Genomic DNA, 22,160 nt, shown 5'->3' on the forward strand with positions numbered 1-22,160 from the left:
TTTCGAAACTTCGTAAGCAGATTACTTACTCAAATACATTGATTTGTCTTTGTAAAGCTTGCGGAAGTAAGGATCTTCTAAATCTTTGATGAAACGGATCGCCTCACCGGTAGATTTCATTTCAGGACCTAATTCTTTCGCAACCTCTGGGAATTTCTCATAAGAGAAAACCGGTTCTTTAATGGCATAACCTTTAAGTTTACGAACGATCGTAAAATCCTTCAGTTTTGCTACGCCTAACATAATTTTAGCCGCAATGTTGATATATGGAACATCATAAGCTTTTGCGATGAAAGGAACCGTACGTGATGCCCTAGGGTTTGCTTCGATTACATATACTTTCTCATCCTTAATGGCAAACTGGATGTTTAATAATCCGATTACATTTAAGGCTTTTGCAATCTTGATGGAGTATTCTTCCATTGCTTTAGTTACCTTTTCTGGTAAGCTAAAGGTTGGCAATACAGCGAACGAATCTCCTGAGTGGATACCTGCAGGCTCGATGTGCTCCATCATACCCACAATGTGTACATCCTCACCGTCAGAAATCGAATCAGATTCAGCTTCTTCTGCCCTATCTAAAAAATGATCGATCAATACGCGGTTGCCCGGTAAATCGCCCAATAATTTTACTACTGCTTTTTCAAGGTCTTCATCATTGATTACGATGCTCATACCCTGCCCGCCCAATACATAACTCGGACGAACCAATACCGGATAACCCACTTCGTTTGCTACAACGATTGCTTCTTCAGCATTCTCTGCAACACCGTAACGAGGATAAGGAATATCCAATTCTTTCAATAAGTCAGAGAAACGACCACGGTCTTCAGCGATATCCATATTCTCGAAAGATGTTCCGATAATTTTGATGCCTCTTTCTGTTAATTTTTCAGCCATTTTTAAAGCGGTTTGACCACCTAACTGAACAATAACACCCATTGGCTTTTCAAGTTCTATAATTTCGCGAACATGCTCCCAGAATACTGGCTCGAAGTAAAGTTTATCAGCCATGTTAAAATCTGTAGAAACCGTTTCAGGGTTACAGTTAATCATGATGGCTTCGATACCCGATTCTTTTGCCGCTAATAAGCCGTGCACACAAGAGTAATCGAACTCGATACCCTGACCGATACGGTTAGGACCTGAACCCAACACGATCACTTTTTTCTTATCAGAAGGAATTGATTCATTTTCTTCTTCGAAAGTCGAGTAGTAGTATGGTGTTTTGGCCGGGAATTCCGCAGCACAGGTATCAACCATTTTATACACTCTGTTAATTCCTAAAGCTTTACGGCGATCGTAAACCTCATCTTCGGTAACGTTTCCTAGCAACCAGGCAATCTGAATATCAGAGAAGCCTTTTTGTTTAAGGGTCATGAAGAAATCCTGAGGAATATTATTTAAAGAGTATCTTTTTAATTCAGTTTCTAAGAGAACTAAATCCTGAATTTGATTTAAGAACCATTTGTCAATTTTGGTAACCTTACGGATCGATTCCAAAGGCACACCCATCGTCATGGCATCTTTTATTAAGAACAAACGGTTCCATGAAGCATGCTCCAAACCGTCCATAATCTCTTCAATATTGCGCACCTGTCTGCCATCTGCACCTAAACCAGCGCGGTTGATCTCTAAACTCTGACAAGCTTTTTGTAGTGCTTCGATAAAAGTACGGCCAATTGCCATTACCTCACCAACAGATTTCATCTGTAAACCAAGCTCTTTGTTAGCGCCTTTAAATTTATCGAAGTTCCAGCGAGGTATCTTAACGATTACGTAATCTAAAGTAGGTTCGAAATATGCTGAAGTGGTTTTGGTAATCTGGTTTTCAATTTCATCCAGGTTGTAACCGATTGCCAGTTTTGCTGCAATTTTTGCAATTGGATAACCAGTTGCTTTACTTGCCAAAGCTGATGAACGTGATACACGTGGGTTAATTTCGATGGCGATAATTTCATCGTTCGCCGGGTTAACCGAAAACTGAACGTTACAGCCGCCGGCGAAGTTGCCGATTGCACGCATCATTTTGATCGCCTGGTTACGCATATCCTGGTAACAACGATCTGATAAGGTCATTGCCGGAGCAACAGTGATCGAATCTCCTGTGTGGATACCCATCGGATCGAAATTTTCGATCGAACAGATAATGATTACGTTATCGTTGCTGTCTCTTAACAACTCTAACTCATATTCTTTCCAGCCTAAAACAGCTTTCTCTACTAATACTTCATGTGTTGGCGAAGCCTCTAAACCACGTTTTAAAGCGGCATCGAACTCTTCTTTTTTGTGTACGAAACCACCACCAGAACCACCTAAAGTATATGAAGGGCGGATTACCAATGGATAACCGATTTCTTGTGCAGCTTCTTTACCCTCTAAAAATGAGTTGGCAATTTTCGATTCTGCAACACCAACACCGATATCAACCATTAACTGGCGGAAAGCTTCACGGTTTTCGGTTTTTTCGATTGCCGCTACGTCTACACCAACTACTTTTACACCGTATTTTTCCCAAACACCACGTTCTTCAGCTTCTTTACATAGGTTTAGTGCTGTTTGGCCTCCCATTGTAGGAAGTACCGCATCAATTCTAGGTAAATCTGCAGAGTCGATATGCTCTTGTAAAATAACCTCTATTGAATCAACAGTTAAGGGGCGCAGGTAAACATGGTCGCCGATAACCTTATCCGTCATAATAGTAGCCGGATTAGAGTTGATAATGGAAACGGTAATCCCTTCTTCTTTTAAAGAAAGAGCCGCTTGCGAACCCGAGTAATCAAATTCACAGGCTTGGCCAATAATAATTGGTCCAGATCCGATAATCAGTACTGAGCGTATGGAAGTGTCTTTAGGCATGATAAAGCTTAAACAATAATTAAAATTCTAAAGTGTTGGTTCTTTTTGGAACCTTGAAAGCAACGAGATTTTGTGCTTGTAAGAAGAAAAATCCCAACTGTTCTGTCGGGATGCAAAGATACATCTTTAGAGGGATTTTAAGCTGATTTTTTTAAAATAAAAAAGAGCACTATTTAAGCACTCTTTTTAGATTTTTCTTTTGAGAAATGAACTACTGTTGTAATTTAATTTCGCCTAAATCTGTTGTGGCGCTATCTTTTACGGCAACCTTTTCTATTACAGCATCTTTATATGGCGCATTGGCTTTTACCACTACGGTATAAACGCCTTCTTTAAGGTTGGTAAAAGTGAAAACACCCTGACTGATCTGCGCTTTCAACGTGTCTGTTGCAGCTACAAGTGAAACAGCAGAAGCGGCATCTGCCGGACTGATTTTTCCGATTATTCCACCTAATTTAATATTGGTAAAGGCAATTGCGCCTAAAGCAAATACAATTAGAAGAGATAATACAACACATAACTTTTTCATGATATAACGATTTAGTTGTTGATGTCTTAAATAAATAACGGCATTTAGTACAAATAGTTTTAAATAATGAACACTATTTTTTTGATTGTACTATAAATTATACACGGATGTAAAATACAAATGTACAATTTTATTGTAAATGTTAATTAGTGTTAAAAGAATTTCGTAAAAGTGGCCCTGGGAGTCAGAATTAAGTCACGAAGTTGTGATATTAGAAATATTGGCAATAATGTTGTAATAAGCAGAACATATATGCGTTTTGTATATACTTTAGACAATGATCTAAAGCTTCCTCCGCGGATTAGTTACCCGCCATGAGGATTTCTTCATAAATAGTTTGTTTGGTTTATTATCCGGTTTGAGGAGCCCTCCTCAACCGGATTTTTTCTTTTAAGGCTTTTTCCATTACATTTGACCGTATTCAGAAAACATATCGTGAATAAAAACATTAAAAAGATCGCTATTGTTGGCCCGGAAAGTACGGGAAAATCTACTATATCTCAATTGCTGGCAAAATATTATAAAGTTTCGTGGGTGCCAGAATATGCCCGCTATTACTGCGAAAACCTTGTTGCCGATTATACCCTGCAAGATGAAGTGAACATGTATTACGGGCAAGTAGCTTTGGAGGACGCTATTTTAGTAACTACCGAAAGCGATTTTATTATTTGTGATACGACTTTCATTACGGTAAAGATCTGGAGCGATGAAGTGTTAGGCGAAACACCACAGGTAGTGCTGGATGCACTGCCTAAGAGACCGTACGACCTGTATCTGTTAATGGACATCGATTTGCCCTGGCAAGATGATCCGCTGCGCGATTTCCCCGATAAGCGCGAATATTTTATGCAGGTTTGGCATAAGGAACTGAAAGCACTAAATGCGAATTATAAGGTAATCGGTGGATTGGATGATGAAAGGTTCGAAAATGCAATTAAGGCAGTAAACGATTTTCTTGGTGTATAAGAAAATAGATGTTTCTTGACTAAATTCATGACTTTGTTTGAAATTTGCCAAAAGCTCAGGGCGCTCATTTCCAATAATAAAATGTTTTTCTTTTTAGGAAATGAAGGGGCAATGTTTCATAGATGCTGTAGTCCCGCCATTCGCTAATTCCGATGAAGGATCGGAACCGCTGCTGTCGGGTTTAGGTACAGGGGTTTGCTTCAGGGCACCAACCTTAGTTAAATAAACCCGATTGTGGGGAAGAGCTTCCGATCCTTCATCGGAACTCGTACCAAAAGCGGGGCTGAAATTGCCAAAAGCTCAGGGCGCTCATTTCCAATAATAAAGTGTTTTTTCTTTTTAGGAAATGGAGGGGGGCAGTGTTTCATGGATGCTGTAGCCCCGCCATTCGCTAATTCCGATGAAGGATCGGAACCGCTGCTGTCGGGTTTAGGTACAGGGGTTTGCTGCCGTGATGCCTAAAACACGAAACGTTCCTGCGGAACGAAAAAAATAAAACATCTTTTTTCTACCTAGGAGTCGTCCCGATGGGACGGAAAAGGTAAAATAACCACAGGCCGTCCCATCGGGACGATTGCCGGGTAGCCAATTGTTTAATTGGCGTTTTCGTTCCGTAGGAACGTTTGGTGATCATCCATTAATATTTATACCTGCCTGGCCATTTAAACCCGATCAAAGCGGGATGCTGCCGATTTAAGCACTTTTTTTTGCTTTTTATGGTGTTGTTTCACAGGTTTCGTCTGCAGCAGAAGCGGGTGCGGAACTGAAGATGCCAAGCACACAGAACCTTTCATTTTCTAAACCTAAAACTCAAGCAAATTCGTTAAATAATACTATAGAGTTGTTATTTTTTTGCCCAATTAACCCAGAATACATCAAAAAACACGCTTATTGTTAAATATTTTCTACATTTGCACCATCATTAGGGGTGCCTTGTTTAAATAAACACAAAAACAGGCTGAGATCATACCCATTTTATAGGTGAAAGGTATAAGGCTAAAGGCGGAGGGTAAAAACCCTATGCCATAAACCCTAAACCCCTAACCTTATAAATGCACCTGATCCGGGTAATGCCGGCGTAGGGATTGGAGTTATGGAAGTTTAACTGAAAATCGGCAATGCCCCTTTTCCGATGGGTTTAACTAAAAACAATAAAATTGAAAAATTTACTTTTTGCAGCGCTTGTTGCAATGTTGCCTTTCTTTGCATCGGCACAGATTACTGTTACCGGTAAAGTAACAGATCAAAACCAGCAGCCACTTCCCGGCGCTACGGTTAAATTAAGAAACCAAAAAACGGCAGTAGTGAGCGATGCTTCTGGAAATTACAGCATCACTAATCTCGTTAACGGAAAATATACTATTTTGGTAAGTTATGTAGGCTATAAAACAATCGAAAAAGCTGTAGAACTTAAACAGCATACTACACTGGATTTTAGCCTCATGGCTCAAAATTTCCTGGCGGATGAGGTGATTGTTCGTGCAACACGGGCGACAGAAAAATCAGCAACTACCTATAAGAACATCAGTAAGGAAGAAATCCAACAGAATAACTTCGGACAAGATCTGCCTTTCATTCTTCAGAACACACCAGGAGTTGTGGTTAATTCTGATGCAGGTGCTGGTGTAGGTTACACCGGCATCCGTATCCGCGGTAGCGATAATAGCAGGATCAACGTAACGGTTAACGGTATTCCAATAAACGATAGCGAAAGCCAAGGTACGTTTTATGTAAATATGCCCGATTTTGCTTCATCTGTGGATAACATACAGATTCAACGCGGTGTAGGTACTTCAACCAATGGTGCAGGTGCATTCGGTGCGAGTTTAAATATCCAGACAACTGCCAGCGAAACGGAGTCTTATGCCGAAGTAAACAGCACTTATGGTAGTTTCAACACCTGGAAAAACACCGTTAAGGTTGGAACAGGTTTGATTAACAACCGCTTTAGTTTTGATGGCCGTTTGTCAAGAATCAGCTCTGACGGTTATGTAGACCGTGGTTCATCATTGCTTAAATCATATTTTCTCTCTGGTGCCTACCATGGCAACAAAGACCTGTTGCGCGTAAATGTTTTTTCAGGAAATGAGAAAACCTATCAATCGTGGAACGGTATTCCACAATCACGCTTAGAAAATGACGTGGTTGGAATGAATGCCTATATTGACAGAAACGGATTGGGTGCAGATGACGCCGCTAATCTTTTAAACGCTGGAAGAACTTACAACAGTTTCTTATACAATAACCAAACGGATAACTATACGCAGAATCATTACCAGTTAATTTATGCCAGGCAGTTTTCTGATCAGTTTTCTTTTAACGGCGCTTTACATTATACTAAAGGTGAAGGCTATTATGAAGAATACAGGGCTCAGGATAAACTGAAAAATTATGGCTTAAACCCGGTTGTTATTCCGGGAGGAGCACCAGTTACCGAAACGGATTTAATCCGTAGACGGTGGTTAGATAACGATTTTTATGGTGTTACCTATGCCTTTAACTACGTGCCTCAAAAGAATTTAAATTTTACATTGGGCGGTGCTTATAATGAATATAAAGGCGCCCACTTCGGGCAGGTGATCTGGGCCCAATATGCTTCAAATGGAAATATAGACAGGCATTATTATGATAACGATGGCTTCAAAACCGATTTTAACGTTTATGGTAAAGTAAATTATAGCCCGGTAGAATCGTTAAGCTTATTTGCCGATCTACAGTACCGCCGGGTATATTTCGATGTTGCCGGAACGGAAAACAAACTGAATACCCTAGCCGTTAATGAAACCTTAAATTTCTTTAACCCGAAATTTGGCGCAACCTATTTTATCAATCCACAAAGCAACGTTTATGCCTCATTTAGTGTGGCCAACAAAGAGCCTAATCGCGATGACTATACAGATGCTGCGGTTGGTGTTTCCCCAAAACCTGAGCGTTTGAATGATGTAGAGTTAGGTTACCGTTTTAAAAACGATAAATTTAATGTCGGTGCAAATGCTTATGGCATGTTTTATAAAAACCAATTGGTAGTTACCGGGAAAATAAATGATGTGGGCGGAAATTTCCGTCAGAATGTGGATAGAAGTTATCGTTTAGGGATTGAGGTAGATGGTTCTTATACCATCTCTTCTCAATTTGTATTAAACGCCAATGCCGCATTGAGCAGAAATAAAATCAAGAACTTTACCGAATATTATGATGATTATGATAATGGCGGACAGGTAGTAAACAATTACAAATTAACCGACATCTCCTATTCTCCGGATGCTGTTCTTTTTGGTGAGCTGGTTTACAAACCTGTTAGTGGTTTTGCTGTAGCCTTACAGAGCAAATATGTAAGCAAACAATACTTGGATAACACGCAGAACAACGATAGAACCATTAACGGTTACTGGGTAAGCAATGCACGTTTGGGTTACGACTTTAAATTTGCAGGGGTTAAAAACGTAAACCTTGGTTTATTGGTAAACAATATTTTCGATAAGAAATACGAAAGCAATGGTTATACCTATGGCTACCAGGCAGGTGGAAGCAGGGTAACCGAAAACTTTTTTTACCCACAAGGGGGCACTAACTTTTTGCTAAGCCTGAACGTTAAGTTTTAGAAAAGCTTAAAGCTAAAAATAGTAAAATCGTCATTGGGAGTTTATCTTCCAATGGCGATTTTGTTTATATTGCCCTCCTGATCTTAAATCAAATCACCTTAAAAATCCTGTTCACCCAGTATGAAATATATAGAGAGGCTTCATTACATTACGCACGATATCCCACATTTAAGCCATATCGAACAGGCACAACAGGCCTGTGAAGCCGGTGCAAAATGGATCCAATACCGTTGCCTGAGCAAGAACGATGAAGAACTCATAAAGGATATTAATGCGATAGCCGAAATGTGTGATGATTGGGGTACCACCTTAATCGTTACCGATCATGTTCATTTAAATGGAAAGGCCGATATACAGGGGTTTCATATAGAAGATATGGATGCCGATTTTATGGCCCTGCGCAAACTGGTTGGAAATGATATCACCCTTGGAGGATCGGCAAATACAGTAGAAAATTTAATCAGACTTGCCCAGGAAGGGGCCGATTATGCTGGCTACGGTCCATTTGCAGAGACTGAAACCAAGCCCAATAATTATAACCTCTTGGGCATAGAAGGCTATCATCAGGTAATAAAAGAATTGAAGGCTCAGCTCGTCAATATTCCGGTATTGGCTGTGGGCGGGATAAAAACCTACGATGTAGAAGCTTTGATGCAAACCGGTATTTATGGCATAGCCGTCTCCGGAGCTATTAATTTTGCAGATGATTTTATTGAAGCCTATCAAGATTTTTACACATTAGTTAAAGAAAGCGCTGTTAATTAACATTTTATAATTTGAAGCCCGTAGGATAATTTTTAGTTTTGGATAAAACGCTGCTAAATATGTCTGAAAACGCTCTTCAAACCAATGCTCCCTGGAACATTTATAAAAAAATCTCTTTCAGGTTCTTTTTTCTCCTCCTGTCTCTTTTCATCATACTGTATAACAATGGCGCTTTTCCATTTTTCTACTATGTAATGCAGTACCCAGCCATGGTGCTAGAAAGTTTAATCCCATGGTTATCTGAGCATGTTTTTCAAAGCGATCTAAAAATTCATACGAGCGGAAGTGGCGATACTTCCTATAAATGGGCGTTGTTGCTCTTTATGTTTTTGGTATCGGTAGTGGGCTGCATTCTTTGGTCGGTTTTCGACCGTAAACGCAAGAGCTACAATGCTGCCTATTATTGGCTAGTCGTACTCGTACGTTTCTATCTGGCGTTTACCCTAGTAATGTATGGCGCTATAAAAGTGATCAAGTTCCAGTTTTACGATTCATCTTTAGACAGGTTGCTTACCCCTTTTGGTGATGCCTCGCCTATGGGACTCGCCTGGAGATTCCTCGGATTTTCTAAAGGTTACAATATTTTTATGGGCATTATCGAAATTTCTGCAATTTTATTGTTATTCCGCAGAACGGTAATTGTTGGCGCATTTCTGGCGCTGGCTGCAACTGCACACGTAATGTCAATGAACTACTTTTTCGATGTTCCAGTAAAGCTACTGTCTACAGCACTAGTGGTGATGTGCCTGTTTATTTTAGCCCCCCATTTTTTTAAGTTATATAAATTTTTTGTTAAATACGAAAGCCAGCAGCTCGAAAGAATGTATCGTCCAAAGTATAAAAAACGATGGCACTTTATTTTGGTATATATATGTAAATATCTGTATCTAGCTGCTTCAATACTTTTCTTATTCCCGTCATTAATGACGCGATATAAAACTTACGGCGATGGTGCACCTAAACCATTTTTATATGGTATTTATAATGTAGAAAGCATGAAACTAAAAGGTGAAACATTGGCCCCCTTAACTACTGATAGTACGCGATGGAAACAGATGATTATTAATTATTCAGGGTATGTAAGGATAAAGAAGATGAACGATAGTTCCGCTAATTTTACTACTGTTTTTGATCAGAAGAAAAAAGAATTGTTGCTAAAATCAACCGATAAAGACTCCACTAAATATATTTTCAACTATAATGTTATTGGAAAAGATAGGCTAATTCTTTCAGGCCTAAAAGAGAAAGATTCCATATCGGTAAGTTTTAAGCGAAAAGATCTTAAAGATTTTAAGCTCATCAACAGGGGCTTCCATTGGGTGAGTGAATATCCATATAATCGTTAATCATTTTACCCTTAGCTGATTCTTCCTATACCGTACTTAAAGCGAAATTTCTATATTCGCAGTATGTCTTCACACCATATTGTAAAAGAGAAACAAGAGCCAGCTTTATACATCGATGAACTTGGGAATTTTAACGAAGAGCTTTTGGGCCAACTGCTCGAATGGAGCCCTACGCTGTTGGTTAACGGAGAAAATTACGATAAGATTTTTTCTTTAGGCTTAAAGGTAGATGTGCTGGTAAACGGGAACGGACAGGAAACGCAAGAGGATACAAAAGTTATTCAAGGCCCTGTTGATGCATTAATGGTGGCTATTAATTATCTGTACGAAGAGAAATACCCCGCGGTAAATGTAATTTCGAAGAAATTTGATCTGGAGAAGTTTGCCGGATTTGAAGACAAAATTAATCTGGTGGTGTTTACTGAAAAAGCGAAGCACTACCCTATAAAACCGGGATTCTCCGTTTGGAAACCTGCAGGAAGTGAATTCCTGATCCATGGCAACCGGTATATCGAAGTAAGTAACCTGATGCAGAATGAAGAAGAAATTTTTACTGTAGTTAAAGATGGCTTTGTAGAATTTACCTTTTCAGGACAACCAATTTTTATTAGCGAACCAATATGATTACCCTCAGAAAAGCAAAAGAAGAAGATATAGAAATCATCAGGGATATTGCCGTGGCAACCTGGCCATCAACCTACCTCGATATTATCGGGCAGGAACAGATTGATTATATGTTGGATAAAATGTACAACAAAGGAGAACTGCTAAAGCAATTTATGGAAGGGCATATTTTCCTGATTGCAGAAGAAGGCGAAAATCAGTTCGGTTTTGCAGGATATTCTATTATTGGGCACGAAGAGCATATTTACAAACTGCACAAGCTTTATGTACTGCCATCCGCACACGGCAAAGGTGTTGGGAAAATCTTAATTAACGAGGTTTTTAACCAGGTAAAAGATGCCGGAGGAAGTGCTTTACAATTGAATGTGAACAAGCATAATAAAGCCAAAGATTTTTACCTAAAAGGAGGTTTTACCATTAAAGAGTCGGTAAAACTTGATATAGGTGAAGGTTATTTTATGGACGATTATGTAATGGAATATAAATTCTAATCTATACTTTTCAGGTTCATATAATATTCCCGGTCGCTTTTGTCAAAATGTTCTATGGCGTAGCGCAGCATGGTACGGGGCATTGCTGCAGCATATTTTTCTAAGAAAGCCATTAGCTGGGCTTTATTTTTTGTGCCTGCCTGCCTGATCCAACCGCCAACTGCTTTGTGGATCAGGTCTTCGCGATCATTTAAAAGGATTTGTGCAATGCCAAAAGTATCTGTCAAATCGCCTTTACGGATAAAATAAGATGTGCTCACCATTGCTGTCCTGCGCTGCCACATATTTTCTGAAACGGCTAATTGGTATAAAATATCTCTTGGTTTATCAAATAAATAACTGCCCACTACAAAACATGCGGCACGGTCTACCAGGTCCCAATTGTTAATCTGGTCGTGCCGGTCAAGGTAAAGTTCAAAAAGGGCTTTCTTTACATCTTCACTTGTTTTTTTATCCCTTGCCCTAAAGTCCATTATGCTTACCGCGCCTGCCCGATGTTCATGAACCGGACTTTCTAAAAGCTTTTCTATTTCCTGAACAGGCATGGTCACAAAAGCCTTGGCAACTTCGAAAACCTGCCCCATCCGAACGCCAATAAACCGGTCTCCCGCCCCGTAATCACCTTCCTCAGTTTTAAAATAACGGGTAATTTTTTCCAATTCTGCGTTAGATTGGTAGGTGCTTAATTTTTCAATAAAAGCAGCAGCTGTTAAATTTGTGGTTTGTTGGGAGATTTTCTCGACAGACATTTTGTTCAGGTTTCCTGTTTAAATATACACAAAACAGAAAACCCGACCGGCATAATGTTGATCGGGTTTTCACAATTGAAGGGCTGAGCGTTAATTTTTCATACGGCCTTGTTCTGCTTCGGTTCCCGTTGCACGGCGGCGAGCAGGTTTAATTTCATTTTTACCAAAACGATAGGTAAAACTGATTCTACCAATTTGAGTTTCATTTTTTTGATGTACTGAGTAAGTTAAACCCGGATAGGCGCTTGATAAATTGTTTTCAGACATGTTAAATACATCTGATAAGGCCAATTTCAAACTTGCCTTTTTGTTAAACAGCGATTTACTCAAACCAGCATCCACATAATAACGGGCTTTTAAACTTAGCGTTCCATAATCAAGCGGTGATTCGTAGCTACCGTTTATCTCTGCCGTAAAACCATCCATAATGGTAAAGGTTTGTTGCGATTTAAATTGGAAAGAGGTTTTTCCGGTTTTTAAAGCGCTCCCGGCCAAATCTGGTGATTTGAAACTGAGGTAAAAAACATTTAAGTTATTGTTGGTCTGCCACCATTTCGTAATCTGAACAGGTACGTTTAAATTGGCATTGTAGCTAATGTTGGTGGCAATATTTGCATTCGTTTGATATAACGATTGATTCGCTGCATCTGGCAAAATTACCTCTGCAATTACATCGTTAACCCTGCTATAGCCAATTGAGAGCATATATTTTTGCAATAGTGTATAACTAAGCTCAAAATTGTGTGTATACTGTGGGTTTAAAAAAGGGTTTCCTTTGCTATAGGTAAATTCGTCTAAATAATAAATAAAGGGATTTAAAGCATCATAACTTGGTCGGTCTATCCTCCTGCTATAAGAAAAACCCAACTGATTGTTTTTTGAAAGCGTTTGCTGAACAAACAACGTTGGAAAGAAATCCCAGTAATTTCGTTCTACAACAGTATTTTTGGTAATCAAATTTCCTTTCGAATTGGTTTGCTCAACCCTTAAGCCAATCTGTACGCTGGTATTTTTAAACTGCTTGTTTATATTGGTATAAGCCGCATTTACATTTTCATCGTATACAAATTGATTGCTTCGTTTTACATCGTTTTGCCAGGCATTGCTTACCAACTCTTCCGCCTGCAGATCGTTGTCAGTTTTAACCCAGCTGCTTTTAACCCCGGCTTCGAGTTTAACCGTTTTGTTAAGTGATACATTATAGTCGACTTTAAATGCTTTGATATCAATAATCGATGGGGTGTTGTTGCGGGTATACCTGATCGGGCGGATTCTATCTCCATTGGGAAACTGATAATCGTTTTCATAATTAGAACCATCGTTTCCTTTGTATTTGGAATAGTCTACATCTGCCGAGATTTCTGAACCCGCGGTATCCAGAACAGATTTATAATTTAAGTTATAAGAAACATTATTGTATTTGTTTGCTTGCAATGATTTGGTTATCAGGGTAGAATCTACCTGGTTAAAAGATGGGCCAATTAAAGTATTGTTTACCGCAGTTTCATTTCCATGGTTAAAATAGCCGTTTACCAATATACCAATGGTGTTTTTCTTATCGATAAAGTAATCTAAACCTGCTTTAAGGTTATTGTTATATTGTTTTCTTTTGCTTTCACCTACCTGCATAAAGTAAATATCGGGTGTGCCATTCGAAATCCGGTCGATAGCGATCAGGTTATCACGCTCAAACTTACCATAGTTGTAGTTCCCAAAAAGATTAAGTTTCTGTGTACGGTGGTTCAGGTTTAAACCCGCATTTGCCCTTAGGTTTTTACCATATCCTAAAGATCCGTTTATACTGCCGTTTGTTCCGCCGTTTTTACTTTTTTTGGTTTTGATGTTAATAATTCCCGAGTTGCCAGAGGCATCGTATTTTGAAGACGGATTGGTAATCAGTTCAATGCTCTCAATCTCCGAGCTTTGCATATTGCGGAGCAGGTTTGCCACATCGGCACTGCTCATATAGGTCTGTTTTCCATCCAGTTGAATTAGCACACCTTGTTTACCCATCATCGAGATCTTATCATTCTGATCTACCGTTACGCCTGGTGCTTTTTGCAAAACCTCAAGTGCAGTAGAACCCGTCATAATCGAACTATTTGAAACGTTCATCACAATCTTATCCATTTTTCTCTCGATTAGTGGTTTAGTTACAGCCACATTCACATCTTTTAAGTTTTGAGTGCTCGCGGCGAGCTGAGCCGTTCCGAAATCTACCTTTTGATTATCTTCTGTTAAAACGATGGTTTTACTTTTAAGTGTTTTGTAACCCATGTTACTGGCTTTATAAAAATAACTCCCCTTACCCGAAACATTAAAATTAAATGTTCCGTTTGGATCGGTAAATGCCGTTTTAACCACGCTCGAATCGGATGCTTTAAAGAGCACAACGGTAACGTAATCTGCAGGTTTTTTGGTTTCATCTAAAATTACCCCGCTAATGTTTGGTTTAGGATTTGTTTGCGCAAACCCCGCTGTAACGGTAAAAAGGAAAGTAACGATAAGTGATATTCTGTATAATGTTTTCATTTTTAGGTGTTTATTCTTAAAAAAATAGGCAAAAAGATTTCTATACCGCATGTACATGCGCTTTCAATTTAATTGCTTGCTTATTTTAAAGTTTAGCCCGGAAACGAAAGGTTTCCGCTTGTTTAGTTGTAAGTAAGACGACGGTTTTTTAAAAAGGTTACAGGGAAAGTGAAAAAGTCCCGAGTCGGGTTATTCTCCACTGTGAACATTCAAATACTGCACAAAACAATACATCTACTATTTCAAACACTACCTTTCCTGTTTTATGGTTTTAGTTTTGCTATTATTGCTACAAGTTTGATGAAAATTAAACTTAACCTTATGAAAAAAATCATCTTCATATTTCTCAGCTTCATTGTTGTGGTATCTACTGTAAATGCGCAAAAAGGCATCAACTTTAATCTTATTTACGCTGCTGGCGGGAAAATGCTTATGTGTGTTGACAGCTCAGCTAAAAATGTTGTATACTCACTGGGATTTCCAAACCAACCCTATACATCCTTTAATTATTTACCCGAAGTAAACAATGTAAGTATCTCGATTAATTTTAGAAAGAATATTAGTATACAACACTATCGGTACACCATTTTAGTGGATAATAAACCAATTTTGCTAAATAAGTCGATCGACATGTCGCAACTGAAAGATACCCACGCAGGAGGGGATGAAGAAATATTCCGTTCTACAACTTTTGGTATCTTCACCATAAAAGATAAAATCATTACAATAATAACTTATGACATCAAAAAGCCACAGGATGTTTACAAAAATATTTTTTACGGAAAACCAATTCCGAGAGCAAAGGTCTTATCTTTTTCAAAGCATTTTAAAACTGACCAAGGCGTTGATTACAAATGGATCATCAATCCAAAAGACAGAACAAGAATTGCTTTAACTGAAAAGGAAGATGAGCTAACCATTGTTAAGGACATATCAGATATTGATTATCTCTACTACACCACGATAAAAGACAAAAAAAACAATAAAATAATTTTTGAATCCACTATTTGGCGATATGGCGGCATCATAAGTAAAGAACATGAGCCTTTACCTAATATAAATATCGACAAGAATATTTTTAAAAAGTCAGGAGATTATGAAATTATCATTCAGCCACGAATTAAATGGACTGTTTCGCCAAAAGAAATAGAAAAATATATTACCAGATATACACTTTCAGTCACTTTAGCTGAAGAAAATTATACCAAAAAAGAACTTTATAGCTATGCTTTAATGGCAGCATTTGTTATTGGTTTAAATTTTTTACTGATACTTAACGCGATCAAAAGAAGAAACAAAAAAAGGTTGACAGTTGAAGAACAGCAAAAAAACACTGCAAAGCTTCAGCTTAACTCCATTCGTTCCCAGTTAAACCCTCATTTTCTGTTTAATGCACTCTCTGGCATTCAAAACTTGATGAATAAAAATGAAATAGACAATGCCAATAAATACCTGTCTAAGTTTGCCCGGTTAACCCGTAACGTACTTGATGATAAAGAACTGATCAGTTTATCACAAGAAAAAACTTTATTAGACGATTACCTGCAAATGGAGCAATTGCGGTTTGGCTTTAAGTACGAAATTAACTGTTCGGAAAACTTAGATTTGGATAACGTAGAAATACCCAGCATGCTGCTACAGCCTTTTGTAGAAAATGCGGTGAAGCACGGCATATCGAAAAAAGCTACTAACGGAAAAATTATAATCACATTTACTAAACAAGCAAACGATTTAGAGTTAACTGTTGTCGATAATGGAAATGGATTTGACACAGAAAAAAAGCATAATGGTTTAGGTCTGCTATTAAGTGAAAGTAGAATCGCACTCTTAAATAGTATTTATAAGGAAAATCGCTTTACTTTAGCCATACAACCAACCCCCAACGGCACTAAAATAAGCTTAACATTAACCGATTGGCTATAATATTATAATGAAGGCAATTTTAATAGATGACGAAATTTCCAACTTAGAAAACCTACGGACTTTGCTACAAAAGCACTGTTCGCAGGTAACCATAATAGCAGCAGCGCAGAATATCAACGATGCGGTTGATGCTATTGAAAAATATTCGCCTGATTTAGTATTTCTGGATATTCAAATGGGCGAACAAACAGGTTTTGATGTACTAAAACTGCTTCCAACACGTAATTTCGAAGTTATTTTTGTTACCGCTTACGATCAATATGGGATACAAGCAGTAAAATTTGCCGCCTTAGATTATCTTTTAAAACCCATTGATATTGAAGAATTGATAAACGCAGTAAATAAAGCTGAACATAAAATGGCAGCACAAATACAAAATATACAGCTCGATTTTTTACTGCAGCAATTAAAAAAGCCTGAAACGAATGTTAGCAAGATTGCCCTACAGATGCAAAGCGAAATAAGGTATGTTGCTTTATCAGAAATTATACGTTGCGAAGCAGACAATACATATACCCGCTTTTTTCTTTCAAGTAATGAAAAAATATTGGTTTCCAAATCACTTAAAGAGTATGCAGATCTACTGCGCCCCAGCGGATTTTTAAGGACTCACCAAAGCCATTTAGTAAATCCAAAATATGTAAAAAGCTGGTTAAAAGAAGACGGTGGTATTTTACTATTAAGCTCTGGGGAAAAGATACCCGTTTCTAAGCCCAACAAAGACAGTGTAAAACAAGCCTTGCAAAAGCTCTAAGTAATATATAAGTCTTTATTTAGCTTTTCATATAATATTAATCGAGAAGCATACTGCTAAAATGTGATCTAAGGCGATCGTCATCCTGAGGGTTATTTTATTGTATAAATATTCAATGACAGAAGAATTTAAAAGGGATGTTTGATTAGAAGTATCGTCATCTCCACTACGCAGGGCTTCGGTCGAGATGACGATCATCCCATTGGAGTCTGTCAATGGTAGCGGAGTCGAAGGATCTTTAAGCTGTATGATTTGGTAAGAAGTTTCGGGTTGGGCGTTTGCAGTCAATTAACCATTTAAGCAAAAACATAAAAAAGCCACAGATAAACAAGCTTACGCATGCATATCTATGGCCTTTAATTTTCCAAAGTAAAAAATCTTTTATTTTACGCCAAGTACATCAACACCTTGTTCGAAAACAACATCAACCGGAATATTCTTTTTGGTCAACCGGTCCAGATCTGTTTGAAGTTCTGTATGAATAACCGCTTTTTCTTTTTGTGCTTTTTCTACCGCAACTTTGTCGCCGTTACCCTGAAGGGTAAGAATGAATGCGCTTAAATCGTTCATGGCAGTTGCAAATTTTTCGAAGTTTACTTTATAAGTACCTTTAGCTGTACGCTCAAAAGCACCTTTTTCCTGGAAATAATTAAAGCATTGCATATTGGCTTTTCCATGCGCCTCAGAAACGCCGAAGCGAACAGAGCGTAAAATACCAGCCATAAATGTGGTGTAATAATCTTTTATATCACCTTTCAGCTCACCCTTTTTAAGTAAGCCTGTTACCATATACAAACCTAAAATATCGGCTTTGCCTTCTTCTAACCAGCTATACTGTTCTTTTAATGCCGCACGTACAAAACCTTTTCCGGTAATTGTTTTTTTAATGCCTAAACCATGAGCTACTTCGTGAAACATTACGTTTGCAAAAAAAGCATCAAACTTAATGTATTGTTGCTGATCGGCTTCAATTAATTCTTTTGAAATCGGCACCAATATCTTATCAAATTTCGCCTGCATAGCATTTTTCAGCTGTGAACGGCGTGTACCTTTTTCCTGTTGAATTTTTTCATCGTTTGGAAGATTAACGGCAATGGTTTTCGATCCGGCATTACAGTCTCCTGCATAATAAACCACATCATATGCATTTAGCTCAGAGTCGGTTCCAGGTGTTTCGGTTTTGTATTTCGCTGCAACAGGTAAGTTTTTCTGTAATTCAGGAAGCATTTTTACGTACTTCGCCAAACGCTTGCTCCACGCTGCATCTTTGATTAAAACATAAGCTTCGTAACTGGTACGGGCATTAAACAGTTTATCCTCGTAATTTTCAATGGGGCCGATAATAATATCCAAACCATTGGTTTTCATATCTAACCAGGCATAATCACTTGCGGTAAAATTATCCGTTACCAAAGCATCGGCCCTTAAGTTTAAATATTTTTTTAAACCGGCATCTTCAGCAATTAAAGCTGCCTGTTTTAATAACGAGCTTGCTTTTTGTAATTCTGAAGCAAATAATACATGATAGGGTACAGTTGATAATTTGCCGGTACTGTCTTTTTGAATAACCGAATATGCACCAAACTTATCAGCAAGGTCCGATTTTTCTATGGCCTCTTTTGTAATTCCGTATGGATAAAAAGATGCGCCCTCTGGTTTGGCACCAACACCTTCAACAAAAGGTTTATCATTATTTAATCTATCCCAGGGGCCATAATTGATATTAACAAAATCGCGTGTTTTTTCATCTTTAATAGTTGCCAGCAAGCTATCTCTTTGTGGGTAGGCTTGTTTCCAGTATAATTGATCCATAATTTCTGCTGCCTGAATCAACAAAGGCAAAATTTTACGGTCGTTAACACTTAGCTCGTTTATATTGGTGGTTAATTTTACCCTTTCGTAAATAGGCAGGCGTTGTGCAACATAATTGGTCAAACTATCTTTTTGTACTACTACAGCCTTTTCATCTTTAGATTTATTATTGCCGGTACAAGACGATAAGGCGCCTACAGAAATAGCTACTGCCGATAAAAACAGGGTTGATTTGTATAAATTCTTCATATTAAAGTATATGGCTGCTAAATTAGTAAATTTTGAAAGCTTTGTATAAAGTTTGATGCATTGGGTGAAGTTTAAGATAACTTTGTAACTTCAACTTGCTAACAATTCATACCATGTTATTTTCAAGGTCATCAAAATCATTATCTATTTCCGCTTTTTCTCTTGTACTTATTTTATCTGCCTGCGGAAGTAGCAAATATGCTGCAACAGAAAAAATCTATAAGGAAAAGGCAAAGGATTTTTCGAAAATAATCAATACCACGCCACCAGTCGGTCAGCTTTACGATTCATTAGGAGCAACAAACCAGGAATGGATTGGTTCTGTAAATTTTGGGATACGTAAACCAAATTTTGTGGTGATCCATCATACTGCGCAAGATAGTTTGGCACTGACCATAAAGACATTTTTCTCCACTAAAGCGGGCACCAGCGCGCACTACGTCATTAGCCGTGACGGTAAAGTAGTGCATATGGTGAATGATTACTTACGCGCAAACCATGCTGGTTTAAGTAAATGGGGGAAAGATACCGACTTAAACTCTTCATCGATAGGCATTGAATTGGATAATAATGGCTTAACCGACCCATGGCCTGATGCACAGATCAATAGCCTGCTAAAGTTGTTGGCCACTTTAAAGAAAACCTATGGAATCCCGACAGCGAATTTTATCGGTCATGCCGATATAGCACCTAAACGGAAAAATGATCCTAAAAATTTCCCCTGGAAAAAACTGGCAGATAAAGGCTTTGGCTATTGGTATGATGATGTGCTGAAAAACCCTCCGATAGATTTTAATACCGAAATGGCCTTAAAATATATTGGTTACGATACCAGTAATCTCCCTGCAGCAATTACCGCTTTTAAAATCCATTTTATACAGAGTGATATTACACCTACTTTAACGCCTGTGGATGTTTTGGTACTTTATAATGTGTATACGAAGTATTAAAGATGTAAAGTGTAAGAGGGATGATGGGATAAGTTAAAGAGTCCGAAAGTCAGAGGGCCGAAGTATGTCGCAAAAACAAATGCTAATATTTGCTAGCCCACATTCTCTTCTCCAGGCATTGGAATACAAATTGTAGCAAAAAAAACACGGATAAATCTGCGTTCATCCGTGTTTATCTGTAGTTTAAAAACCTTAGTTAATTCGGCTTCTTAAACGTATCCTTTAATGTAACTGTACGGTTAAAAACCAATTTATCTGCAGTAGAATCTCTATCTAAACAAAAATAACCTTTACGGATAAACTGATAACGGCTTTCCAGATCTGCATCTGCCAGGGCCGGCTCGATATAAACGTTAGGTAAAACTGTTAAGCTTTCAGGGTTTAGGTAATCTTTAAAATCTCCTTCCTCAGCATCTGGTGTTTCAGAAGTAAACAAACGGTCGTACAAACGGATTTCGGCAGTTTTGGCATGCGGAGCACTTACCCAATGGATGGTTCCTTTAACATTTATGCCGCTGGTATCATTTCCACTTTTCGATTCTGGGATGTAAGTACAATGAATTTCGGTAACGTTTCCGTTTTCATCTTTTACAAAATCTTCACATTTAACAATGTAGGCAAATTTTAAGCGTACCATTGTACCGGGTGCCAGGCGGAACCATTTTTTTGCGGGTACTTCCATGAAATCTTCACGTTCTATCCAAAGTTCATTGCTGAAAGGGATCACACGTGTGCCGCCACCATCTTCAGCCTCTGGATTGTTTTCGCCGATTAAATCTTCTGTTCCTTTTTCGTAATTTGTAATCACCAGTTTAATCGGATCTAAAACCGCCATTACACGGTTAGCCGTTTTATTTAAATCTTCGCGGATACAAAATTCCAATAAACTTAGCTCAATTAAATTTTCGCGTTTGGCAATACCAATACGTTCACAAAATTCGCGTACGCTTTTTGGTGTAAAACCTCTCCTACGTAAACCACTAATGGTAGGCATGCGCGGATCGTCCCATCCATTTACTAAGTTTTCGTTAACCAGTTGAAGTAACTTACGTTTACTCATTACCGTGCTGGTAAGGTTTAAACGGGCAAATTCATATTGTTTCGAAGGAAAAATCTCTAGTTTTTCGATAAACCAATCGTACAGTTCACGGTGTGAAACATATTCCAATGTACAGATAGAGTGCGTGATGTTTTCTATACTATCGCTTTGTCCGTGAGCAAAATCGTACATCGGGTAAATGCACCATTTGTTACCTGTACGGTGATGTTCGGCATGTTTGATGCGATAGATAATCGGATCGCGCATTAACATATTCGGACTGGCCATGTCGATTTTTGCCCTCAAAATATAAGCACCATCGGCAAATTCGCCATTTTTCATTTTCGTGAAAATGTCTAAATTTTCTTCAATGCTGCGGTTACGGTATGGGCTATCCTGTCCTGGTTCTGTTGGCGTGCCTTTTAAGGCTGCAATTTCATCTGCAGAGCTCTCGTCAACATAAGCCAAACCTTTTTCAATCAGTTTAACGGCGAAACCATACAGCTCATCAAAATAATCTGAGGCATATAATTCATTTTTCCAGTTAAAACCCAGCCATCTGATATCTTCTTGCTGACTGTTTACATATTCTGTTTTTTCAGTTACCGGATTGGTATCATCAAAACGCAGATTGGTATAGCCGCCGTATTTTTGTGTTAGTCCGAAATTTAAGCATATTGCTTTCGCGTGGCCGATGTGTAAATAACCATTAGGTTCAGGCGGGAAACGCGTAACCAAAGTTTCATACTTACCACTATTTAAGTCGTTCTCAACAATTTCTTCAATAAAGTTCAATGACTTCTCTTCACTCATAAAAACCTGTAAATTAGGAATGCAAATGTAAAAAGATTGAGCGGATTTATACAATGATTATAGGTTTATTAGCCCATAGTTGATAGCCGATAGCTTAAGCGTGCATTAATTACGATTAAAATACAGATAAACAATGATTGAATAGTAGAATGACTGA

At 38.3% G+C, this 22,160-nt stretch carries 15 protein-coding genes; 9 read left to right on the plus strand and 6 right to left on the minus strand.

What is annotated here, in order from left to right; all coding sequences use genetic code 11:
* Positions 1-21: 21 nt before the first annotated feature.
* Positions 22-2,859: a carbamoyl-phosphate synthase large subunit gene (gene carB, locus J7E57_RS15255; RefSeq protein ID WP_215165573.1), complete on the minus strand. Its 2,838-nt coding sequence runs from the start codon at positions 2,857-2,859 to the stop codon at positions 22-24.
* Between the two features lie 211 nt (positions 2,860-3,070).
* On the minus strand, positions 3,071-3,388 hold the full coding sequence (locus J7E57_RS15260) for a carboxypeptidase-like regulatory domain-containing protein (protein ID WP_215165575.1): 318 nt from the start codon (positions 3,386-3,388) through the stop codon (positions 3,071-3,073).
* A gap of 435 nt (positions 3,389-3,823) precedes the next feature.
* On the opposite strand from J7E57_RS15260, the gene J7E57_RS15265 reads away from it, so the two are divergent.
* The 6 genes from J7E57_RS15265 (at position 3,824) to J7E57_RS15290 (ending at position 11,182) form a co-directional block, all read left to right on the plus strand.
* Positions 3,824-4,354, plus strand: coding sequence for an AAA family ATPase (locus J7E57_RS15265; RefSeq protein ID WP_215165577.1), 531 nt, complete (start codon positions 3,824-3,826; stop codon positions 4,352-4,354).
* Between the two features lie 1,157 nt (positions 4,355-5,511).
* Positions 5,512-7,956, plus strand: coding sequence for a TonB-dependent receptor (locus J7E57_RS15270; RefSeq protein ID WP_317196556.1), 2,445 nt, complete (start codon positions 5,512-5,514; stop codon positions 7,954-7,956).
* A 120-nt stretch (positions 7,957-8,076) separates the two neighbouring features.
* On the plus strand, positions 8,077-8,721 hold the full coding sequence (locus tag J7E57_RS15275) for a thiamine phosphate synthase (RefSeq protein ID WP_215165579.1): 645 nt from the start codon (positions 8,077-8,079) through the stop codon (positions 8,719-8,721).
* 59 nt (positions 8,722-8,780) lie between these two features.
* Entirely contained in the window at positions 8,781-10,067 is a 1,287-nt protein-coding gene (locus J7E57_RS15280; RefSeq protein ID WP_215165581.1) for a hypothetical protein, read from the plus strand.
* Positions 10,068-10,130: 63 nt separating this feature from the next.
* Complete coding sequence (locus J7E57_RS15285; protein WP_215165583.1) at positions 10,131-10,691, plus strand: thiamine pyrophosphokinase; 561 nt, start codon at positions 10,131-10,133, stop codon at positions 10,689-10,691.
* Complete coding sequence (locus tag J7E57_RS15290) at positions 10,688-11,182, plus strand: GNAT family N-acetyltransferase (protein WP_215165585.1); 495 nt, start codon at positions 10,688-10,690, stop codon at positions 11,180-11,182. Before J7E57_RS15285 ends, J7E57_RS15290 begins: the two co-directional genes overlap by 4 nt.
* Here the strand turns inward: J7E57_RS15290 and J7E57_RS15295 are convergent.
* A complete protein-coding gene (locus J7E57_RS15295) occupies positions 11,179-11,931 on the minus strand; it encodes a DNA alkylation repair protein (RefSeq protein ID WP_215165587.1) in 753 nt (250 codons plus the stop codon). The genes J7E57_RS15290 and J7E57_RS15295 overlap by 4 nt on opposite strands.
* 90 nt (positions 11,932-12,021) lie before the next feature.
* Positions 12,022-14,463 (minus strand): TonB-dependent receptor, encoded by a 2,442-nt coding sequence (locus tag J7E57_RS15300; protein WP_215165594.1) that lies wholly within the window; start codon positions 14,461-14,463, stop codon positions 12,022-12,024.
* A 321-nt stretch (positions 14,464-14,784) separates the two neighbouring features.
* Between J7E57_RS15300 and J7E57_RS15305 the strand changes: the two genes are divergently transcribed.
* Positions 14,785-16,386 (plus strand): sensor histidine kinase, encoded by a 1,602-nt coding sequence (locus J7E57_RS15305; protein ID WP_215165596.1) that lies wholly within the window; start codon positions 14,785-14,787, stop codon positions 16,384-16,386.
* A gap of 7 nt (positions 16,387-16,393) precedes the next feature.
* Entirely contained in the window at positions 16,394-17,140 is a 747-nt protein-coding gene (locus J7E57_RS15310; RefSeq protein WP_215165598.1) for a LytR/AlgR family response regulator transcription factor, read from the plus strand.
* A gap of 381 nt (positions 17,141-17,521) precedes the next feature.
* On the opposite strand, the gene J7E57_RS15315 is transcribed toward J7E57_RS15310, so the two are convergent.
* Positions 17,522-19,201, minus strand: a complete 1,680-nt coding sequence (locus J7E57_RS15315; protein WP_215165600.1) for a dipeptidyl-peptidase 3 family protein — start codon at positions 19,199-19,201, stop codon at positions 17,522-17,524.
* Positions 19,202-19,314: 113 nt separating this feature from the next.
* Here J7E57_RS15315 and J7E57_RS15320 point away from each other — a divergent pair, with 113 nt between their 5' ends.
* Entirely contained in the window at positions 19,315-20,151 is an 837-nt protein-coding gene (locus J7E57_RS15320) for an N-acetylmuramoyl-L-alanine amidase (protein ID WP_215165609.1), read from the plus strand.
* A 196-nt stretch (positions 20,152-20,347) separates the two neighbouring features.
* Here the strand turns inward: J7E57_RS15320 and J7E57_RS15325 are convergent, their stop codons facing one another.
* Complete coding sequence (locus J7E57_RS15325) at positions 20,348-22,003, minus strand: glutamine--tRNA ligase/YqeY domain fusion protein (protein ID WP_215165611.1); 1,656 nt, start codon at positions 22,001-22,003, stop codon at positions 20,348-20,350.
* Positions 22,004-22,160 lie beyond the last annotated feature (157 nt).

Origin of the sequence: Pedobacter sp. ISL-64, assembly GCF_018613605.1 — a bacterium.
Taxonomy (GTDB): Bacteria; Bacteroidota; Bacteroidia; order Sphingobacteriales; family Sphingobacteriaceae; genus Pedobacter.

Bases quoted from the DNA above. Each gene is read 5' to 3' on its own strand.
- carB (WP_215165573.1), bottom strand. From the start codon at position 2,859: ATGCCTAAAGACACTTCCATACGCTCAGTACTGATTATCGGATCTGGA.
- J7E57_RS15260 (WP_215165575.1), bottom strand. From the start codon at position 3,388: ATGAAAAAGTTATGTGTTGTATTATCTCTTCTAATTGTATTTGCTTTA.
- J7E57_RS15275 (WP_215165579.1), top strand. From the start codon at position 8,077: ATGAAATATATAGAGAGGCTTCATTACATTACGCACGATATCCCACAT.
- J7E57_RS15280 (WP_215165581.1), top strand. From the start codon at position 8,781: ATGTCTGAAAACGCTCTTCAAACCAATGCTCCCTGGAACATTTATAAA.
- J7E57_RS15285 (WP_215165583.1), top strand. From the start codon at position 10,131: ATGTCTTCACACCATATTGTAAAAGAGAAACAAGAGCCAGCTTTATAC.
- J7E57_RS15290 (WP_215165585.1), top strand. From the start codon at position 10,688: ATGATTACCCTCAGAAAAGCAAAAGAAGAAGATATAGAAATCATCAGG.
- J7E57_RS15295 (WP_215165587.1), bottom strand. From the start codon at position 11,931: ATGTCTGTCGAGAAAATCTCCCAACAAACCACAAATTTAACAGCTGCT.
- J7E57_RS15300 (WP_215165594.1), bottom strand. From the start codon at position 14,463: ATGAAAACATTATACAGAATATCACTTATCGTTACTTTCCTTTTTACC.
- J7E57_RS15305 (WP_215165596.1), top strand. From the start codon at position 14,785: ATGAAAAAAATCATCTTCATATTTCTCAGCTTCATTGTTGTGGTATCT.
- J7E57_RS15310 (WP_215165598.1), top strand. From the start codon at position 16,394: ATGAAGGCAATTTTAATAGATGACGAAATTTCCAACTTAGAAAACCTA.
- J7E57_RS15315 (WP_215165600.1), bottom strand. From the start codon at position 19,201: ATGAAGAATTTATACAAATCAACCCTGTTTTTATCGGCAGTAGCTATT.
- J7E57_RS15320 (WP_215165609.1), top strand. From the start codon at position 19,315: ATGTTATTTTCAAGGTCATCAAAATCATTATCTATTTCCGCTTTTTCT.
- J7E57_RS15325 (WP_215165611.1), bottom strand. From the start codon at position 22,003: ATGAGTGAAGAGAAGTCATTGAACTTTATTGAAGAAATTGTTGAGAAC.